At 39.9% G+C, this 18920-nt stretch carries 15 protein-coding genes and 1 other RNA gene; 14 read left to right on the forward strand and 2 right to left on the reverse strand.

Going from position 1 to position 18920, the window contains the following annotated elements; all coding sequences use genetic code 11:
• Together J5A74_07320 and rnpB are read left to right on the forward strand one after the other, a co-directional pair.
• Window positions 1-1650 (forward strand): nucleoside kinase, encoded by a 1650-nt coding sequence (locus tag J5A74_07320; protein QUI95197.1) that lies wholly within the window; start codon window positions 1-3, stop codon window positions 1648-1650.
• Window positions 1651-1671: 21 nt separating this feature from the next.
• An RNA gene (rnpB, locus tag J5A74_07325) (RNase P RNA component class A) lies at window positions 1672-2014 on the forward strand.
• A 50-nt stretch (window positions 2015-2064) separates the two neighbouring features.
• Here rnpB and J5A74_07330 read toward each other — a convergent pair.
• On the reverse strand, window positions 2065-2829 hold the full coding sequence (locus J5A74_07330) for a type III pantothenate kinase (protein ID QUI95198.1): 765 nt from the start codon (window positions 2827-2829) through the stop codon (window positions 2065-2067).
• Between the two features lie 90 nt (window positions 2830-2919).
• On the opposite strand from J5A74_07330, the gene coaBC reads away from it, so the two are divergent.
• The 9 genes from coaBC (at window position 2920) to J5A74_07375 (ending at window position 12865) form a co-directional block, all read left to right on the forward strand.
• A complete protein-coding gene (gene coaBC / locus J5A74_07335; protein QUI95199.1) occupies window positions 2920-4110 on the forward strand; it encodes a bifunctional phosphopantothenoylcysteine decarboxylase/phosphopantothenate--cysteine ligase CoaBC in 1191 nt (396 codons plus the stop codon).
• 1 nt (window position 4111) lies between these two features.
• Entirely contained in the window at window positions 4112-5701 is a 1590-nt protein-coding gene (locus tag J5A74_07340; GenBank protein QUI95200.1) for a peptide chain release factor 3, read from the forward strand.
• Window positions 5702-5720: 19 nt separating this feature from the next.
• On the forward strand, window positions 5721-7124 hold the full coding sequence (locus J5A74_07345) for a Sapep family Mn(2+)-dependent dipeptidase (GenBank protein ID QUI96853.1): 1404 nt from the start codon (window positions 5721-5723) through the stop codon (window positions 7122-7124).
• Window positions 7125-7134: 10 nt separating this feature from the next.
• The gene (locus J5A74_07350; protein QUI95201.1) at window positions 7135-8172 is read left to right on the forward strand and encodes an ATP-binding cassette domain-containing protein; all 1038 of its coding nucleotides are present in this window, start codon (window positions 7135-7137) and stop codon (window positions 8170-8172) included.
• On the forward strand, window positions 8162-8800 hold the full coding sequence (locus J5A74_07355) for an ABC transporter permease (GenBank protein ID QUI96854.1): 639 nt from the start codon (window positions 8162-8164) through the stop codon (window positions 8798-8800). Before J5A74_07350 ends, J5A74_07355 begins: the two co-directional genes overlap by 11 nt.
• Window positions 8801-8822: 22 nt before the next feature.
• Entirely contained in the window at window positions 8823-9698 is an 876-nt protein-coding gene (locus J5A74_07360) for a MetQ/NlpA family ABC transporter substrate-binding protein (GenBank protein QUI95202.1), read from the forward strand.
• Between the two features lie 167 nt (window positions 9699-9865).
• Complete coding sequence (locus J5A74_07365; protein QUI95203.1) at window positions 9866-10483, forward strand: IS607 family transposase; 618 nt, start codon at window positions 9866-9868, stop codon at window positions 10481-10483.
• Entirely contained in the window at window positions 10480-11655 is a 1176-nt protein-coding gene (locus J5A74_07370) for a transposase (GenBank protein ID QUI95204.1), read from the forward strand. The genes J5A74_07365 and J5A74_07370 overlap by 4 nt, the downstream gene beginning before the upstream one ends.
• A gap of 172 nt (window positions 11656-11827) precedes the next feature.
• Window positions 11828-12865 (forward strand): M42 family metallopeptidase, encoded by a 1038-nt coding sequence (locus tag J5A74_07375; protein QUI96855.1) that lies wholly within the window; start codon window positions 11828-11830, stop codon window positions 12863-12865.
• Between the two features lie 109 nt (window positions 12866-12974).
• Here J5A74_07375 and J5A74_07380 read toward each other — a convergent pair whose 3' ends face one another.
• The gene (locus J5A74_07380) at window positions 12975-14498 is read right to left on the reverse strand and encodes a nitrite/sulfite reductase (protein ID QUI95205.1); all 1524 of its coding nucleotides are present in this window, start codon (window positions 14496-14498) and stop codon (window positions 12975-12977) included.
• Window positions 14499-14668: 170 nt separating this feature from the next.
• Between J5A74_07380 and J5A74_07385 the strand changes: the two genes are divergently transcribed.
• The 3 genes from J5A74_07385 (at window position 14669) to J5A74_07395 (ending at window position 18897) form a co-directional block, all read left to right on the forward strand.
• The gene (locus J5A74_07385) at window positions 14669-14953 is read left to right on the forward strand and encodes a co-chaperone GroES (protein ID QUI95206.1); all 285 of its coding nucleotides are present in this window, start codon (window positions 14669-14671) and stop codon (window positions 14951-14953) included.
• A 44-nt stretch (window positions 14954-14997) separates the two neighbouring features.
• A complete protein-coding gene (gene groL, locus J5A74_07390) occupies window positions 14998-16623 on the forward strand; it encodes a chaperonin GroEL (protein ID QUI95207.1) in 1626 nt (541 codons plus the stop codon).
• 186 nt (window positions 16624-16809) lie between these two features.
• Complete coding sequence (locus J5A74_07395; GenBank protein ID QUI95208.1) at window positions 16810-18897, forward strand: glutamine synthetase III; 2088 nt, start codon at window positions 16810-16812, stop codon at window positions 18895-18897.
• Window positions 18898-18920: the final 23 nt, after the last annotated feature.

Consider the following 18920-nt stretch of genomic DNA (forward strand, 5'->3'; position numbering starts at 1 on the left):
ATGATTTGTGTCAGATACCAAGAAAAAGAAAATTTATTTGATGAAAATGTCACCTTTAAAGATATTGTGAATGAGATTTCTCCTGATAGCGATGCACTCTTGGTGCGCTACAATAAAAAGTTATATGAACTTGCTAGTAAAGTTACAGAAAGTGGAGAAATTGAGCTTGTCACCATAAGCCAAAGGCCAGGAATGCAGACATTGGAGCGAACGACCTTGTTTGTTTTGATGAAGTCCTTTTTTGATGTGATTGGCAGGGAAAATATTGGCAAGTTAAAGGTGGAGTATTCCACAGGAAATGGTATCTTTATCCGTGCACTTGATGGGCTAAATATTGATGTTTCCCTTCTTTTAAAAGTGAAGGAAAGAATGAAAGCGTTGATTCGTTGTCACGCAAAAATTGAAAAGAAAAGCCTTTCCACCACAGAGGCGATGAAACACTTTCACCAATATGGAATGCTTGACAAGGAGAGATTATTTTATTTTCGTAGGGCATCGACAGTCAATGTCTATTCCATTGATGGATTTGAGGACTATTACTATGGCTATATGGCTCCAGATGCCAGTTATATCAAAAAATTTGACATCATTTCTTATCAGGATGGCTTCGTTTTATTGTTACCGTCGCCAAGACATCCCAAAGTACTGACGAAGTTTCAGCCATCAGAGAAGGTATTTCAAAAATTAAATGAGTCATCACGCTGGGCAGAAAAACTTGGCTGTGCAAATGTGGCTGCACTCAATGAAGAGATTTCAAGGGGCAATACAACAGAGATGATTTTAATTTCTGAGGCAATGATGGAAAAACAAATTGGAGATATTGCACAGGATATTGCCGGCAAAGAGGGAAAGAAGTTTGTGATGATTGCGGGGCCATCTTCGTCGGGAAAGACGACATTTTCACATCGCTTGAGCATACAGCTGAGGGCGAATGGTCTTTGTCCTCATCCGATTGCTGTGGACAATTATTTTAAAGAGAGGGAGGACACACCAAAGGATGCGGATGGAAATTATGATTTTGAAATATTAGAGGCCATTGATATCGAAAAGTTTAATGAGGACATGACAAAACTTTTAGCTGGAGAGAAAGTAGAATTACCTCACTTTAATTTTAAGGTGGGAAAGAGAGAATATAATGGGGATTTTTTACAGCTAGGAAGAGAGGATATTTTAGTTATTGAGGGGATTCATTGTCTAAATGACCGATTGTCCTATAGTTTGCCAAAGGAGTCAAAGTATAAAATTTATATTAGTGCGTTGACACAATTAAATATTGATGAGCACAATCGCATTCCTACAGCCGATGGGCGGATGATTCGGAGGATGGTGAGGGATGCAAGGACTCGGGGAATTTCGGCACAGTCGACCATTCAAATGTGGCCTTTAGTGAGAAAGGGAGAGAATGAGAATATATTTCCGTTTCAAGAGAGTGCAGATGTGATCTTTAATTCTGCATTGATTTATGAACTTGCGGTATTAAAGGCCTATGTCGAGCCACTTTTATTTGGAATTCCAAGGCAGGCACCCGAGTATGAGGAGGCCAAAAGGTTATTAAAGTTTTTGGATTATTTTTTAAATATTCCCGAAGAGCACATTCCACAGAATTCAATTTTAAGGGAATTTGTTGGTGGAAGTTGCTTTAAGGTCTAATTTGTGGTAAAGTAAAGTTCTTGAGTAAGACAGATGGTCGCGGCTACAATGCCGAAAGGTAGTAGGTGAGGAAAGTCCGGGCTTCGCAGGGCAAGATGCCAGATAACGTCTGGTGGAGGTGACTCCAAGGACAGTGCAACAGAAATATACCGCCAGGAAACTGGTAAGGGTGGAAGGGTGGTGTAAGAGACCACCGCCCCTGTGGTAACACAGGGGGGATATGTAAACCCCATCTGAAGCAAGACCGAACAGAACGAAGGGCGGCCCGTCCATGTTCAGGTAGGTTGCTCGAGCATATTGGCGACAATATGCCTAGATAGATGACCATTTGATACATAACCCGGCTTACAGTTTTGCTCAAGGAAAAGAAAACAAAGGGATTGCGAAAGAGTTGATGTTCGCAATCCCTATTTTTTAGGTATTCATTTGATATAAGATCAATAGCCCCTTGAGCAATAAATCTTCTTCAAGAACAATCTTGTGCTTACAGAGTGGGACAATAAATTTAGCTAAACCGCCCGTGGCCACGACCGTTAATGGTTTGCTTAGTTCTGTTTCCATGGCGGATAAAATGCCATCTACCATTCCAGCATGGCCATAGAGAATGCCATTTTTCATGGAATCGACTGTATTTTTTCCAATCACAGAGCCTGCCTGATTCAAATCAATGAATGGTAGTTGTGCTGTGCGAGAGGATAAGGAATCGAGGCTCACACGAATACCGGGGTGGATAATTCCACCGATGTAATTTTTATTTTCATCTACAATGGTAATGGTTGTCGCTGTGCCCATATCGACGACTGCAAGGGGGAGGGGATACTCGTGCATGGCGGCAACCGAATCGACAATTAAATCGGAACCAATAGTCTCAGGGTGATCCATTAAAAAGCCAAGCCCTGTTTTCATGTGTGTGTTGACACAGAGGCATTCAAGTCCTGTAACTTTTTTTACAGCATTCGTAATTGTGGTATTGAGTGGAGGTACAACACTGGATAAAATAGCTCCATCAATATCTTTGATCATGGTCTGGTGAATTTCAAGAATATTTTTGATATCCACAGCATATTCAAGATCTGTGCGGTTTCGATTGGTGGTAATGCGCTCTAAAAAATAGGTCTGTTGTTTATCAATTCCGCCAATGACAATGTTGGAATTGCCCATGTCGATGGTTAAAATCATTGTGCATTCTTCCTTTCAGTTTTTTTCTATGATATAATGACTCCTATGTTATCATAGCACGGCTATAAATTTGTGACAATGGAGGGGCATATGTTAAAAGGAAAGACAGTGATATTGGGAGTTTGTGGTGGCATTGCGGCCTATAAGATCGCCAATCTGGCCAGTGCACTTGTAAAACAAGGGGCAGACACCTATGTATTGATGACAAAGAATGCGACCAATTTTATCAATCCAATTGCGTTTGAGACACTGACAGGACATAAATGTGTGGTGGACACCTTTGACCGCAATTTTGAGTTTCATGTGGAACATGTTGCACTGGCGAAGAAGGCAGATATTGTGATGATTGCACCAGCAACAGCAAATGTCATTGGAAAGCTTGCAGGGGGCATTGCCGATGATATGTTGACGACGACAGTATTGGCCTGCCGATGTCCTATTCTTGTTGCACCAGCGATGAATACGAGAATGTATGAAAATCCAATTGTGGGAGAGAACATGGCAAAGTTGAGGCGTTTTGGCTTTCATTTTGTGGATGCCGTGAGTGGGTATTTGGCCTGTGGCGATGTGGGAGCAGGAAAAATGCCTGAGCCAGAGGAGCTTCTTGACCATATTCTCTATCACATTGCCTATCAAAAGGACTTGATGGGAAAAAATATTCTTGTCACGGCAGGGCCGACGAGGGAGGCTATTGATCCTGTGCGCTATTTGAGCAATCATTCCACAGGAAAGATGGGCATTGAGATTGCTAGGGCAGCAGCTTATCGAGGAGCAAATGTCACTTTGGTGCTTGGACCAACTTCTGAGCGTGCACCAAGATTTGTGCAGGTAAAATCGATTACATCGGCACAGGATATGTTTGAAGCAGTGACGGCAGTGTCAGAGAAAATGGATATTATCATTAAGGCAGCAGCAGTGGCGGATTATACTCCACTATCCGTGGCAGATCAAAAGCTAAAAAAGGGCGATGGAGATATGCAAATCCCATTGAAGCGGACAAGGGATATTTTGGCTTATTTGGGAGAGCACAAGACAGAGAAGCAATTTTTATGTGGATTTTCGATGGAAACAGAAAATATGATCGAAAACACCAAGAAAAAGTTAATCAAAAAGAACTTGGATATGATCGTTTGTAACAATGTCAAGCAGGCAGGAGCAGGTTTTGGTGGAGACACCAATGTCGTGACCTTGATGACTAGAGAGAAGATGGAAGAACTGGAGATGATGAGCAAGGCACAGGTATCCCATATATTGCTCGATCGAATTATTGGAGGATTATAAAGTGAATTTTAATGAAATTAAAAAGAGAAGAACATTTGCCATTATCAGCCATCCAGATGCTGGTAAGACGACATTGACAGAGAAGTTTTTGCTCTATGGTGGAGCAATCAATCTTGCAGGAAGTGTCAAGGGAAAAAAGACAGCAAAGTATGCGGTCAGCGACTGGATGGAAATTGAGAAGGAGAGAGGAATCTCCGTTACTTCTTCAGTAATGCAATTTAATTATGAGGGATATTGCATCAATATTTTGGACACACCAGGACATCAAGATTTCTCTGAGGACACTTACCGAACATTGATGGCGGCAGATTCTGCGGTGATGGTTATTGATGCCAGCAAGGGTGTGGAGGCCCAGACCATTAAGCTCTTTAAGGTGTGTGTGATGCGACATATTCCAATCTTTACATTTATCAATAAGCTCGACCGAGAGGCAAGAGATCCATTTGAGTTGATGGATGAAATTGAGGAAGTTCTTGGCATTCGTACCTGCCCAATTAATTGGCCAATTGGATGTGGAAAGAATTTTAAGGGAGTCTATGACCGCCACACAAAGAAGATTACTACATTTACAGCAAGTGCATCGGGAATGAAGGAAGTAGAATCTAGAGAAATCGATATTGACGATGATGGTGTGGAAGCCGCCATTGGAGCGGACTATCAGGCTCAGTTGAGTGATGAGATTGAGCTTCTTGATGGTGCGAGCGATGAATTTGATCAAGAGAGAGTCAGCAATGGAGAACTTTCTCCTGTCTTTTTTGGATCGGCACTCACCAATTTTGGTGTGGAGACTTTTCTTGAGCACTTTTTAAGTATGACTACGCCACCACTGGCTAGAAAGACAAAAGATGGTCTTGTTGATCCGATGAAAGATGAGTTTTTCTCTGCCTTTGTCTTTAAGATTCAGGCAAATATGAATAAGGCACACAGAGATAGAATTGCATTTATGCGCATTTGTTCGGGTGAATATCATGCAGGAATGGAAGTGACGCATATTCAAGGGGGAAAGAAAATGCGTCTGAATCAATCGACTCAGATGATGGCTGATGAGAGAAAAATTGTAGACACGGCCTACGCAGGAGACATTATCGGACTCTTTGATCCAGGCATTTTTTCTATTGGAGATACTTTGACGGATGGACCGACAAATACAGAGTTTGAGGGAATTCCAACATTTGCTCCTGAACATTTTGCCAGAGTTCGCCAGATGGACACAATGAAGAGAAAGCAATTTTTAAAGGGTGTCTATCAAATTGCCCAAGAGGGTGCTATACAGATTTTTCAAGAGTTTAACACAGGGATGGAGGAGATTATTGTGGGCGTTGTCGGTGTCCTTCAATTTGAGGTCTTGACCTATCGTCTACAAAATGAGTACAATGTAGAGGTGAAACTCGAGAGATTGCCATACGAACATATTCGCTGGATTGAAAATCCTTCAGAGATTGATGTCAATAAGATTCAGGGAACAAGTGATATGAAAAAAATTAAGGATTTAAAGGACAATCCATTGTTAATCTTTATCAATCCTTGGAGCATTCGTATGGTGGAGGAGAGAAATCCTGACTTAAAGTTGAGCGAGTTTGGCAAAAACTAAGATGGAGGAAGTAATGACAATGTATAGAGAAGAAATTGAACGCTATATTGATGCCCATACACAGGAAATGTTAGAAGACATCAAAAGTATTTGTGCCATTGATAGTCAAAGGAGTGCGTACAAAGAGGGAATGCCATTTGGAGAAGGACCTGCAAAGGCTTTGGGTGTTGCCCTTGAGATGGCTGAAAAATATGGCTTTTTTGTTTGCAACTATGATAATTTTGCAGGGGCTATTGATCTTTTTCAGGACAAAGAAAAGCAATTGGATATTTTGGCTCATCTTGATGTTGTGCCAGAGGGCGAAGGGTGGACAGAAACAGAGCCATTTGTTCCTGTGATTAAGGGAGACAAAATCTTTGGTCGAGGAACTTCAGACGATAAAGGACCAGCTATTGCTGCATTGTACGCAATGCGTGCGGTAAAGGAGTTAAATCTTCCTGTCAGCAAAAATGTGCGATTGATTTTGGGAACTGATGAGGAAACAAATAGTGAGTGCATTGAGCACTACTATGAGTTTGAAAAGGAAGCACCAATGACCTTTACACCAGATGGAGAGTATCCTGTAGTTAATATTGAAAAGGGGAGATTGCCAGGACATTTTGTGGGCCGATTTGGAAGAGAGCACTGTGAGAAGGATTTGGTTTCCATTCATGCAGGCACAAAAATCAATGTCGTTCCACCAAAGGCAAAGGCGGTCATTTCTGGGTTTGCACTAAAGGATGTCGAGCCTGTGGCTGATGAGGTGACAAAGGAAGTTGGCATTCGTTTCGAGTTTGATCTGGCCAATGGATTTGAGATTACAGCTATGGGAGAAAATGCCCATGGATCAACACCAGAGCATGGAAATAATGCCCTCACAGGCCTGTTGATGCTCATTGATCGATTGGATTTTGGTGAGAACAAAAAAGTAAAGACCATTAAAGATTTGTATCATTTAATGCCACACAATGACTTTGGTGGAGAGGGGCTTGGCATTGCCGTCGAGGATGAAAAAAGTGGTGCATTGACATTGGCCTTTTCCATGCTTTCCTTAGAAGACCATATGCTCGAAGGCTTTTTTGATGCTCGTGTACCAGTGAGTGGAGATGCAAAACAGATTTTGGAAGTATGTCACAAAAAGTTTAAGAGTATTGGACTTGAATTTACCAATGACCACATGGTACCACCCCATGAGGTGGACGAAAATTCCGAATTTGTGCAGACACTTCTTCGTGTGTATAGTGAGTATACAGGACAAAAGGGAGAGTGCATTGCCATTGGTGGAGGAACCTATGTGCACAACATAAAGAATGGTGTGGCCTTTGGTGCCGTAATGCCAGGAACAGATACAAGGATGCATGGAGCAGATGAATTTGCTGTAATCTCTGAGCTTGTGGTGACTGCAAAGATTATTGCACAGTGCATTGTGGATTTGTGCCACTAGTGGGAGGAGAATGAAATCAATTATTAAAATTGAACATATGTTCAAAAGCTTTCAGACGGCCAATGGTTCGGTGACAGCTCTTAGGGATATCAATTTGGATATTGCCCACGGGGAGATTTTTGGAATTATTGGTCTGTCTGGTGCGGGAAAATCAACACTTGTTCGTTGTATCAACTATTTGGAGGAGCCAACAGAGGGTGATGTGCTCTTTGAGGGAGTGCCGCTGGGAAAGATGAAGAAAAAAGAGCTTCGCATGGCGAGACAGTCGATGGGAATGATTTTTCAGCAATTTAATTTGCTCGAGCAAAGAAATGTCTTAAAGAATGTCTGCTTTCCGCTGGAGCTTGCGGGAATAAAGAAGGTTGTTGCAGAAAAGAGAGCGAAGGAGCTTTTGGCTATTGTGGGACTCGAAAATCGAATGAAGGCCTATCCTGCACAGCTTTCTGGCGGACAAAAGCAACGTGTGGCCATTGCCAGAGCCATTGCCACAAATCCCAAGGTATTGCTCTGTGATGAGGCGACTTCAGCACTTGATCCAAATACAACAAAGCAAATTTTGGAATTATTAAAGGACATCAATCAAAAAATGGGGATTACGGTCATTATTATTACCCATGAGATGAAGGTCATTGAGAGTGTGTGTGACCGTGTGGCGATTATTGCAGACAGTCGCATTGCAGAGGTTGGAGAGGTGTCAAAGGTTTTTGCAGATCCTCAATCTGATGTTGGAAGGCAATTGATTGTTGGAGAGACCTTGCCAAAGACAATGCCTGAAGGTGGAAAAGTTATTCGCATTATTTTTGATGGGCGCAGTTCATTTGAACCAATGATTGCGAATATGGTTCTTAGTAGTGGGGTGCCTGTCAATATTTTGGGAGCATCGACAAAAAATATTCAGGGAATTTCGAGCGGTCAAATGGTGATTCAATTGCCAAAGGACCCTGTTCAGTCAAATAAAATTTTGTTTTATTTGACAAGTAATAATGTCCTATTTGAGGGGGTGAGTGAGAGTGAACTTAGATCCACAGACCACAAGCATGATTATTAAGGGATTGCAAGAAACAATCTATATGGTCATTCTGTCTTCCGTATTATCTTATGCTATTGGAATTCCACTGGGCATTTTTCTTGTGGTGACGGATAAAAATGGAATACGACCACTACCTTTTTTCAATATGATTGTGGGCGTGCTCATCAATTTGTTGCGTGCAGTGCCATTTATGATTTTGCTGATTATGGTTTTGCCGTTTACAAGAGCCTTGGTGGGAACAACCATTGGTGCAAAGGCGGTCATTCCACCGCTGGTCATTGCCGCAGGTCCATATATTGCTAGAATGGTAGAGTCTTCTTTAAAGGAAGTAGATGCTGGTGTGATTGAAGCAGCAAAATCCATGGGGGCATCGACTTGGCAGATTATTGTTAAAGTTTTGATTCCAGAGTCAAAGCCATCATTGATGATCGGTGCAGCAATTTCCATGACAACTATTTTAGGATATTCTGCAATGGCAGGATTTACTGGTGGTGGTGGACTGGGCACCATTGCGATTAACTATGGATATTACCGCTATGAAACAGAGATGATGTTGATTACCGTGGTGATGATGGTCATTATTGTCCAGATTATTCAGGAATTTTGGACAATTTTTGCAAAGAAAACAGATAAGAGAATTCGATAATAATCGATTATGGAGGGAAAATATGAAAAAGAGATGGTTATGGTTGGCAACAAGTTTATTAGCTGTGGGACTTTTGGCAGGTTGTGGTCAAAAGGCTTCAAATGGATCAAGCTCAGCAGATACATCAAATTCATCCACAGCTTCAACAGTAGCAGGAAAGAGTGACAAGGCAAAGACGATCAAGGTCGGAGCAAGTCCTTCTCCTCATGCAGAGATTTTGGAAGAGGCAAAGAAGGTCTTGGCTGAAAAGGGATACAATCTTGAAATTGTACAATACACAGATTATGTTCAGCCAAATAAGGCATTGGAATCAAAAGAAATTGATGCCAATTACTTCCAGCACAAGCCATATCTTGATGAGTTTAATCAAAAGTATGGAACACACTTAGTTGCAGCAGGAACTGTGCACTATGAACCATTTGGCATCTATGCAGGAAAGACAAAGACATTGGATGCACTAAAGGATGGGGCAAAGATTGCCGTTCCAAATGATGTGACCAACGAGGCAAGAGCACTTCTTTTATTGCAGGCACAGGGACTAATTAAGTTAAAAGATGGAGCAGGTCTTACAGCAACAAAGCAAGATATTGTAGAAAATAAGAAGAACCTCGATTTGTATGAGGTGGAAGCTGCACAATTGCCAAGATCATTGCAAGATGTTGACCTTGCTGTAATCAATGGAAATTATGCCATTGAGGCAGGACTTAAGGTGAGCGATGCATTGGCAACAGAGAAGGCCGATTCTGAAGCAGCAATTACCTATGCCAATATCATTGCTGTACGCGAGGGCGATGAAAAGAGTGAGGCGACCAATGCACTTTTGGATGCTGTTCGAAGTGATGATGTAAAGAAATTTATTGAGACAAAGTATAACGGATCAGTTGTGCCAATGTTTTAGTTGAGGGACGGCCATATCAGTGCGACTGGTATGGCTGTTTTATTTTTGAAGGGCTAACAACTGTTAAGAGTAATTTATAAAAAATTATAAATATGTGTTGATTTTTATAAGTTTTAATGATAGAATAAAATATAAATATTGAAAAGGAGGCTTTAAGAACTTTAATTATGAGTAAATACTATTCTATCAGAGAATTTTCAAGAATTTTAGGAGTATCAGCCCAAACACTTAGAAATTGGGATGCAAACGGTAAACTTCATCCACATCATGTGTCTAGTAATGGATACAGATATTATTCTCATGAACAATTAAATCAGGTTATGAATATAAAATCTGATTTGAATAGAATTGTCATTGGATATTGCAGAGTTTCAAGCAATAAACAAAAAGATGATTTAGAAAGACAAATAGAGAATATGAAGCTGTATCTAAATGCTCAAGGGAAACCTTATGAAATAATTTCGGATATAGGTTCTGGAATTAATTATAAGAAAAAGGGTTTAAGAGAATTAATTAAACGTATATCTCAAAATAAAGTGGAAAAAGTTGTAGTTCTTTACAAAGACAGACTACTAAGATTTGGATTTGAATTAGTTGAATATGTTGCAAGTTTATATAATTGTGACATAGAAATAATTGATAATACAGAAAAATCAGAACAGCAAGAGCTTGTAGAAGATTTAGTTCAAATTATCACAGTTTTTAGTTGTAAATTACAAGACAAACATGCTAATAAAGCTAGAGAATTAGTAAATGAATTAATTGAGGTTGACAGTGAAAAATGATAAAATCAATAAAAATCAGACTATACCCAAATAATAAACAGATTACTAAACTATTTCAATATGCTGGATGTGCGAGATTTGCTTACAATTGGGCTATTGCAAAGGAACAAGAGAACGATAAGCAAAAAAATAAATTCTTATCGGATAATGAATTACGAAAAGAATTTACACAGCTAAAGAAACTGCCAGAGTATAGATGGTTAAATGAAGTAAGTAATAATGTAACAAAGCAAGCAATCAAAGATGCTTGTAATGCCTATAAAAAATTTTTCAAAGGGCAATGCAAATATCCTAAATTTAAAAGTAAAAAGCATTCAACTCCTTCTTTTTATCAAGATACTGGTAAAATTCAGTTTACAGATACTCATGTAAAAGTCGAAGGATTTTCAATGAGTAAAAGACGAAATAAACAAAAATTGAATTGGATTAGACTTTGTGAAAAAGAAAGAATACCAATTAACTGTAAATACTTAAATCCACGCTTTACATATGATGGATTGTATTGGTATGTATCCATTGGAATTGAAGTAGATGACAATAATAATCTTCCATCAAATGATGGTGTCGGAATTGATTTAGGTATTAAAAACTTAGCAGTTTGTTCTGATGGAAATACTTATAAGAACATAAATAAAACACAAAAAGTAAGAAAAATAGAAAAGAAAAAACGCAGGTTACAGCGTTCAATATCAAGAAGATATGAGAAAAATAAGAAAGGAGGCAGTTATTGTAAAACAAGTAACATAATAAAAAGAGAAAAAGAACTTTTAAAAGTAATAAAACGATTAACAAATATTCGTCAAAACTACTTACATCAGACAACATCTGAAATCATAAAGCGAAAACCAAGTTTTATCTGTATGGAAGATTTGAATGTAAGTGGAATGATGAAAAATAAGCATTTATCCAAAGCAGTACAACAACAATGCTTTTATGAATTTAGAAAGCAGATTGAGTATAAGTCTAAGTGGAATAATATTTCAGTCATTATAGCAGACAGATTCTTTCCAAGTTCTAAACTATGTAGTTGTTGTGGAAATATTAAAAAAGATTTGAAACTGTCTGACAGAATTTATAAATGTGAATGTGGAAACATCATAGATAGAGATTTTCAAGCAAGTTTGAATCTAAAGCAGTATGGAGAGAATGTTTTAAAACAATCTGTAGTGTAACACTTTAAAGTTATTACAGATATGTACCGAACGTTAATCGGGAATTGACGCCTACGGAGAGTACAAGAACTTGTAATTAGTATTTGAATTTATTCAGTATGAAAGCATACTCGATGAAGTAGGAATGAAACATAAAAGTTTATTAGCTTTTTATAAGTTTTCAGTAACGGAAATGATGGACAATTATCAAGAGAGATTAAAGAAGGAAATTATAGAGATTATGGGCGTGGATAGCCCGACTGGTTTTACGCAGGCAGTGAGCAAGGTATTGACGAATCAACTGGCAGAGATGGGATACCAATACACCGTGGGCAATCTTGGAAATATTATTGTGACTGTTGATGGAAGAGATAATTCAAAGACAGTCGGTTTTTCTGCCCATTTGGATACTCTGGGCTTAATGGTTCGTTCCATTACGCCAGAGGGGGAACTTCGATTTGTTCCTGTAGGTTCTCCGCTTGTGCCAAGCCTCGACGGAGAGTATTGTAAGATTTATACCCGAGATGGAAGAGTCTACACAGGAACCATTCTTTCGCTTTCGCCATCAAAGCACACATTTAAGGATGCCACAGATAGATTGCGTGTGCCAGAAGAGATGTCCATTCGCATTGACGAAGAGGTGGATTGTGCAGAAGATGTGCGAGCACTGGGGATTGCTGTGGGAGATTTTATCTGCTATGATCCAAAGACCGTCATTACAGAGAGCGGATTTTTAAAGTCAAGATTTATTGACGACAAAGCCTGTGTCTGTCTTGAAATGGTTCTTCTAAAGTATTTAAAGGATAAGCAAGTCAAGCCGAAGTACAAGACGCATTTCTGCTTTTCTGTGCACGAAGAAATTGGCTATGGCGGTGCAACACTGCCAAAGGATTTGGATGAACTTTTGGTCGTTGATATGGGCTGTGTGGGACTTGATTTAAGTTGTAATGATCGTCAGGTTTCAATTTGTGCAAAGGATAGCCTCGGTCCATATGACTATGAGATGACCACAAGATTGGTAGAAATTTGTAGAGAAAGAAATATTGATGCGGTGACAGATATTTATCCAATGTATGGTTCTGATGCCGGAGCACTCTGGCGGGCTGGGTATGACACAAGATGTGCATTAGTTGGACCGGGGGTGAGTGCATCTCATGGAATGGAACGCACGCATATGAAGGCGTTGATGGGAACTTTGGAATTGATGGGAGCATATATTGATGTGATGTAGAGGTCATTGCCATTACTTGGGGTTTTTCATTGGTTAGCAAAAAGCCTACAGTGGTATGGAGCTAGATCAATATGGGCTGTCGCACAAAAAAGTGTGACAGCCTACAATATTAGTATGGACAATATTTGTCCAATAGATTGATGAATTGGTTCATATGTCCTTCGATCCACTCGTCATAACAAAGGTTTTCTCGATGTAATACATCGGCTAGGTCGGCAAGAAAATCGGGCACCTTGTCTACAGGAATGGAATGGGCGACTTTGGCCAGGCGCTCTGTGCCCAGTTGCTTTGAACCATTGTAGTAGATGCTGACACAGGGAGTCGCAGTAAATGTTGAGTGAATGCCCTGAAAACCCAAAGAAGCGATTTGCTGTGCACTGCAAGAGGCAGCACAGCCAGAAATATGCAACTTTGGAAGTAAGTTTTCATCAATACCCATTTTTCTGATACGCTGCATGCAGTCATCAAGTAAATTTTGAGTATTGATTAGACCATCTCTACAATGTTGATTTCCAGCACATATAATGGAAGCTTCAAAGAGATTTTCTGCTCCGCCCTTAGTGATTTCATAAATTGTTTCTGCTTCTTTTGCAGTTAAGTTGGCAATGTATACGCCACCATCTGTGGAAAGTCTTAATTCAACCAATTTCATTGTAACAATATTCATATAGATTTTTTTGAGCATTTCTGGTTCAAAAAATCCCCCCACAGGCATATATTTGACATAGTAGAGCCCCTTTTGCTTTTGCTTTTTTAGGCGAAAGTTTTCTTGGGTTTCACCATCTCCTTTTTTGGGAATGGAGCGTGCAGTGAGCGTGAGATCAAGGTCTTTTTGCTCCATTACACTCTTTAATTTCTTCTCAAAAATTTCTAAAAATTCATTGTCTCCAAGATAGGTTGGAATATATCTGGCTTTGGTGTAACTATACTCAGCCAACACATCCATCATTGTGCGAATATAGTAGAGGATATGCTGGGGATTAATATTATTTCCAACGAGGATGCCAAGACGTGGATTTTCTCCAAGACCACCGCCAGCATAGACATCAAAATGTCGATTTTGTCTCGCAGCAAAACCTAGGTCATTGAATGAGGCATGTCCTTCATTGTCCTTAGAGCTGGAGAAAGAAATTTTAAAATTTGTTGGAAGTGCAGCAACCGATTGGTACTTTAGTAGGTAATTGGAAGCTGCTTCTACATAGGGAATCACATTGATGTACTCTCCTGGCTTTAATCCGGTTAGTGGTGAGCAGATTACATTTTTGGTATAATCTGAGCCATTGCCTACACTAATAAAGCCAGCCTCCCATGCTTTTGGTAAAATCTTTAGCACAGTATCTAGGTTCAAATCATGAAATTGAATAGATTGTGAAAATGTAATCTTTAAGTTTTCAATATGATAATCTCCAATGGTATTGAGGAGAAATCGAATTTTCTCCTTATTTAGGCGACCACCAGGAAGTCCGAGGCGAAGGATGTGTTGATTGTCCTGGCCAGGTTGAGGTGATGTGCCATAGTGGGCCGCAATATGAGCGTATTCCTTTGAGCTTAGGTTTCCGCTTTTAAATTGAGCAACCGCTTCTTGTAAAATTGAAAATTCAGAATAAAAATGATCTAATACTTCTTTGTCCATAGATTTCCTCTTATGTTTTGTATTTATGTGAAACGAACTATTGACATTATAACACATTGTGAAACACAATTCATTTGGATTTTTTAGCACTCAAGACTTGACAGTGCTAATAATAAGTGATATAACATTGCTTAGTGATTGAAGAAGATAATAATCAGGAGGGTTTTCATATGAATTTAGTTCCATTATTTGATCGAGTTGTATTAAAGCAATTGGTTGCCGAAGAGACCACCGCATCGGGCATTGTATTGCCAGGACAGGCAAAGGAAAAGCCATCACAGGCTGAGGTTATCGCAGTTGGTCCAGGTGGAGTTGTCGATGGAAAAGAAATTACAATGCAGGTAAAGCCTGGAGATAAGGTTATTTATGCAAAGTATTCAGGTACAGAAGTTGAGGTGGACGGACAGTCCTATGTTGTTGTCAAGCAAAATGATATTTTGGCAATTATCCAATAACTAATATAGTAAAAATCAGTAAGATTTTAAAGGAGTAGATAGATATGGCAAAGGAAATTAAGTATGGCGTAGAAGCTAGAAAAGCATTGGAGGCTGGTGTAAATCAGCTTGCAGATACAGTGAGAGTGACTCTTGGACCTAAGGGAAGAAATGTAGTTCTTGATAAAAGTTATGGTGCACCACTGATTACAAATGATGGTGTGACAATTGCAAAGGAAATTGAACTTGCTGATCCATTTGAGAATATGGGTGCACAGCTTGTAAAGGAAGTGGCCACAAAGACCAATGATGTTGCAGGTGATGGTACGACTACAGCAACAGTTCTTGCTCAGGCCATGATCAATGAAGGAATGAAGAATATTGCTGCGGGTGCAAATCCAATTGTTCTTCGAAAGGGAATGAAAAAGGCAACAGATATTGCCGTTGAGGCTATTCAGCAGATGAGTCAGCCAATCGAAGGAAAGGCACAGATTGCTAGAGTTGCGGCAATTTCTGCAGCAGATGACGAAGTGGGTGAGTTAGTTGCTGATGCAATGGAGAAGGTGACAAATAACGGGGTTATTACGATCGAGGAGTCAAAGACAATGAAGACAGAGCTTGACCTCGTTGAAGGTATGCAATTTGACCGAGGATATCTCTCTCCATATATGAGCACAGATATGGAAAAGATGGAGGCAAATCTTGACAATCCATATATTTTGATTACAGATAAAAAGATTTCCAATATTCAGGACATTCTTCCAATCTTGGAGGAGATTGTAAAGTCAGGAGCAAAGCTCTTAATTATTGCAGAGGATGTTGAGGGAGAGGCTTTGACTACTTTGATTGTCAATAAGCTCAGAGGAACATTTAATGTGGTTGCAGTAAAGGCTCCAGGTTATGGCGATAGAAGAAAAGAAATGTTAAAGGATATTGCTATTCTTACCGGTGGCACAGTGATTAGCGAGGAACTTGGCTATGAATTAAAGGATGCCACAATGCAGATGCTTGGTAGAGCAAAGTCCGTCAAGGTTCAAAAAGAGAATACAATTATTGTCGATGGACTTGGCAACAAGAAAGAGATCGATGAGAGAGTGGCTCAGATCAAGGGTCAACTTGCAGAGACAACTTCTGAGTTTGACAAGGAGAAATTGCAGGAAAGATTGGCTAAGCTTGCGGGTGGTGTTGCTGTTATCCGTGTGGGTGCAGCGACAGAGACAGAGATGAAAGAGGCAAAACTTCGCATGGAAGATGCACTCAATGCGACAAGAGCAGCAGTTGAAGAGGGCATTATCGCAGGTGGTGGTACGGCCTATATTCATGCAAGCAAGAAGGTTTCAGAGCTTGTAGCTAGCCTTGAGGGAGATGAAAAGACAGGTGCAGCTGTCATTTTAAAGGCACTTTCTGCTCCACTCTATCGCATTGCAGAAAATGCTGGTCTTGAGGGCAGTGTCATTGTCAATAAGGTAAAGGAAGCTGAAGAGGGCATTGGATTTGATGCCTATAAAGAAGAGTATGTTAATATGATTCAATCAGGTATTCTTGACCCAGCAAAAGTAACACGTTCTGCACTTCAAAATGCAAATTCTGTGGCAAGCACATTGTTAACAACAGAGTCTGTTGTTGCAACAATTAAGGAGGATGTTCCACCAATGCCAGCAGGTGGTGCTGGAATGGGCGGAATGATGTAATCAAGAATTAGAGAATAAGGAATACACATTTTGCAAATTCAATAGAATCATGTATTGGAAAAAGTACTTGACAGTTTTGTACAGTTCGAGATAGTATATAGACCATATAAGGATTCATACAAAATGCGATGGCGCTTCGGGGAAGTATCCCCGTGGCGCCTTTTTTGTTTTGAGGAGGAAAACAATATGAGAGTACCTGAAATTTATGGGAGTTTGGTTTTTAATGACAGCGTGATGAGGACAAAGCTGCCAAAAGATATTTACAAGGCATTAAAAAAGACAATAGAAAATAACACACATTTGGAGCTTGATGTGGCCAATGCAGTTGCAGTTGCAATGAAGGAATGGGCAGTGGAGCATGGAGCAACACATTATACGCATTGGTTTCAACCTCTGACGGGAACCACAGCAGAAAAACATGACAGTTTTATCTCACCGATGGAAAATGGCGAAGTTTTAATGGGATTTTCTGGAAAAGAGCTCATTAAAGGAGAGCCAGATGCCTCCTCTTTTCCATCAGGTGGACTTCGTGCAACTTGTGAGGCCAGAGGATATACAGCTTGGGATCCAACATCACCAGCATTTATTAAGGATGGCACGCTTTGCATTCCAACAGCATTTTGCTCTTATAGTGGGGAGGCATTGGATAAGAAGACACCATTACTTCGCTCAATGGATGCACTCAATAAACAGGCCGTTCGAGTATTGCATTTGATTGGCTTAACAGATGTCAATCATATTATTACAACAGTTGGACCAGAGCAGGAGTATTTTTTAATTGATGAGAAGGATTTTAAGAAAAGAAAGGATCTCATCTTTACAGGAAGAACCTTGCTCGGTGCACCAGCACCAAAGGGGCAGGAAATGGATGATCACTACTTTGGAACTTTAAAGCCAAGAGTTTCAGAGTATATGAAAGACCTAGATATGGAGCTTTGGAAGCTTGGAATCCCAGCAAAAACTAAGCACAATGAGGTGGCACCTTGTCAACATGAGCTTGCACCCGTATTTGATACTTGCAATGTGGCTGTAGATAGAAATCAGCTCACTATGGAAATGATGAAGAAGGTGGCAAAAAAACATGGCTATGTTTGCCTGTTACATGAGAAGCCATTTGAGGGCATTAATGGTTCAGGAAAACATGACAACTGGTCACTATGCACGGATACAGGAATTAATTTATTAGAGCCAGGAAAAACTCCAGGAGATAATATTAAGTTTTTAGTATTTCTTGCTGCAGTTGTTTGGGCTGTGGATGAGTATGCCGATTTAATGAGATTTTCTGTGGCAAGTGCAGGAAATGACCATAGATTGGGTGCAAATGAGGCACCTCCAGCGATTATTTCTATCTTCCTAGGTGATGAGCTCACCGCCGTTGTGGAAGCCATTGAAAAAGGTGAGTTTTTTGGAAAGAGCGAGAAGGTGAGAATGGAAATGGGAGCAGCGGTTATCCCTCATTTTACACGAGATACAACAGATAGAAATCGAACCTCACCATTTGCCTTTACAGGAAATAAGTTTGAATTTCGTTCTCTTGGATCAGCTGCTTCTGTTGCAGATCCAAATATTATTTTAAATACAGCAGTGGCTGAAATTTTAAAAAGATTTGCAGATCAATTGGAAAAGGTGGAGGGTGATCGAAGTGACACCATTCATACATTGATTCGAGACACCTTTGCAAATCACAAGAGAGTCATTTTTAATGGCAATGGCTATTCTCAAGAGTGGGTGGATGAGGCAAAAAAGAGAGGGCTGTATAATTTTAAATCCACACCGGATGTATTGCCTGTATTTTTGGAAGAGAAGAATCGGAAATTATTTAGTGAACATGGAATTTATAATCAGCAAGAGATTGAATCAAGACATGAAATTAAGGTGGAAACTTATTGCAAAACTTTGCACATTGAGGCCAAGACTTTGGTGGATATGTTAATTCATGAATTTTTGCCAGCAGTTTCTAAATATACCGATAGCATTGCTGATAGTATTTTAAAGAGAAGACAAGTCTCAGATATTCCTACAGAGTCTGACGAGACAAGAATGAGAAAATTGGTTGCGGGCTATGAGGAGCTTTCCCATCTTTGTGATGAATTGAAGGAAGAGATTAAGGTTGCCGATGCCACAAATGACTTGCTAGCTCAGGCCAGATACTATCATGACCATGTCTTAGTGCTGATGGATGATATTCGATTGCTTGCAGATAAGATTGAAGAAGAGATGCCAAGTGAGTTTATTCCATATCCAACATATGCCGATATGTTGTTTTATGTGTAAGTTTAGGAAAATAAATTTGGAGG

The organism is Lachnospiraceae bacterium oral taxon 096, from assembly GCA_018141845.1.
Lineage (GTDB): Bacteria > Bacillota > Clostridia > Lachnospirales > Lachnospiraceae > F0428.

Bases quoted from the DNA above. Each gene is read 5' to 3' on its own strand.
- J5A74_07350 (QUI95201.1), top strand. From the start codon at position 7,135: ATGAAATCAATTATTAAAATTGAACATATGTTCAAAAGCTTTCAGACG.
- J5A74_07385 (QUI95206.1), top strand. From the start codon at position 14,669: ATGAATTTAGTTCCATTATTTGATCGAGTTGTATTAAAGCAATTGGTT.
- coaBC (QUI95199.1), top strand. From the start codon at position 2,920: ATGTTAAAAGGAAAGACAGTGATATTGGGAGTTTGTGGTGGCATTGCG.
- J5A74_07330 (QUI95198.1), bottom strand. From the start codon at position 2,829: ATGATTTTAACCATCGACATGGGCAATTCCAACATTGTCATTGGCGGA.
- J5A74_07360 (QUI95202.1), top strand. From the start codon at position 8,823: ATGAAAAAGAGATGGTTATGGTTGGCAACAAGTTTATTAGCTGTGGGA.
- J5A74_07370 (QUI95204.1), top strand. From the start codon at position 10,480: ATGATAAAATCAATAAAAATCAGACTATACCCAAATAATAAACAGATT.
- J5A74_07375 (QUI96855.1), top strand. From the start codon at position 11,828: ATGATGGACAATTATCAAGAGAGATTAAAGAAGGAAATTATAGAGATT.
- J5A74_07380 (QUI95205.1), bottom strand. From the start codon at position 14,498: ATGGACAAAGAAGTATTAGATCATTTTTATTCTGAATTTTCAATTTTA.
- J5A74_07395 (QUI95208.1), top strand. From the start codon at position 16,810: ATGAGAGTACCTGAAATTTATGGGAGTTTGGTTTTTAATGACAGCGTG.
- J5A74_07320 (QUI95197.1), top strand. From the start codon at position 1: ATGATTTGTGTCAGATACCAAGAAAAAGAAAATTTATTTGATGAAAAT.
- groL (QUI95207.1), top strand. From the start codon at position 14,998: ATGGCAAAGGAAATTAAGTATGGCGTAGAAGCTAGAAAAGCATTGGAG.
- J5A74_07355 (QUI96854.1), top strand. From the start codon at position 8,162: ATGATTATTAAGGGATTGCAAGAAACAATCTATATGGTCATTCTGTCT.
- J5A74_07365 (QUI95203.1), top strand. From the start codon at position 9,866: ATGAGTAAATACTATTCTATCAGAGAATTTTCAAGAATTTTAGGAGTA.
- J5A74_07345 (QUI96853.1), top strand. From the start codon at position 5,721: ATGTATAGAGAAGAAATTGAACGCTATATTGATGCCCATACACAGGAA.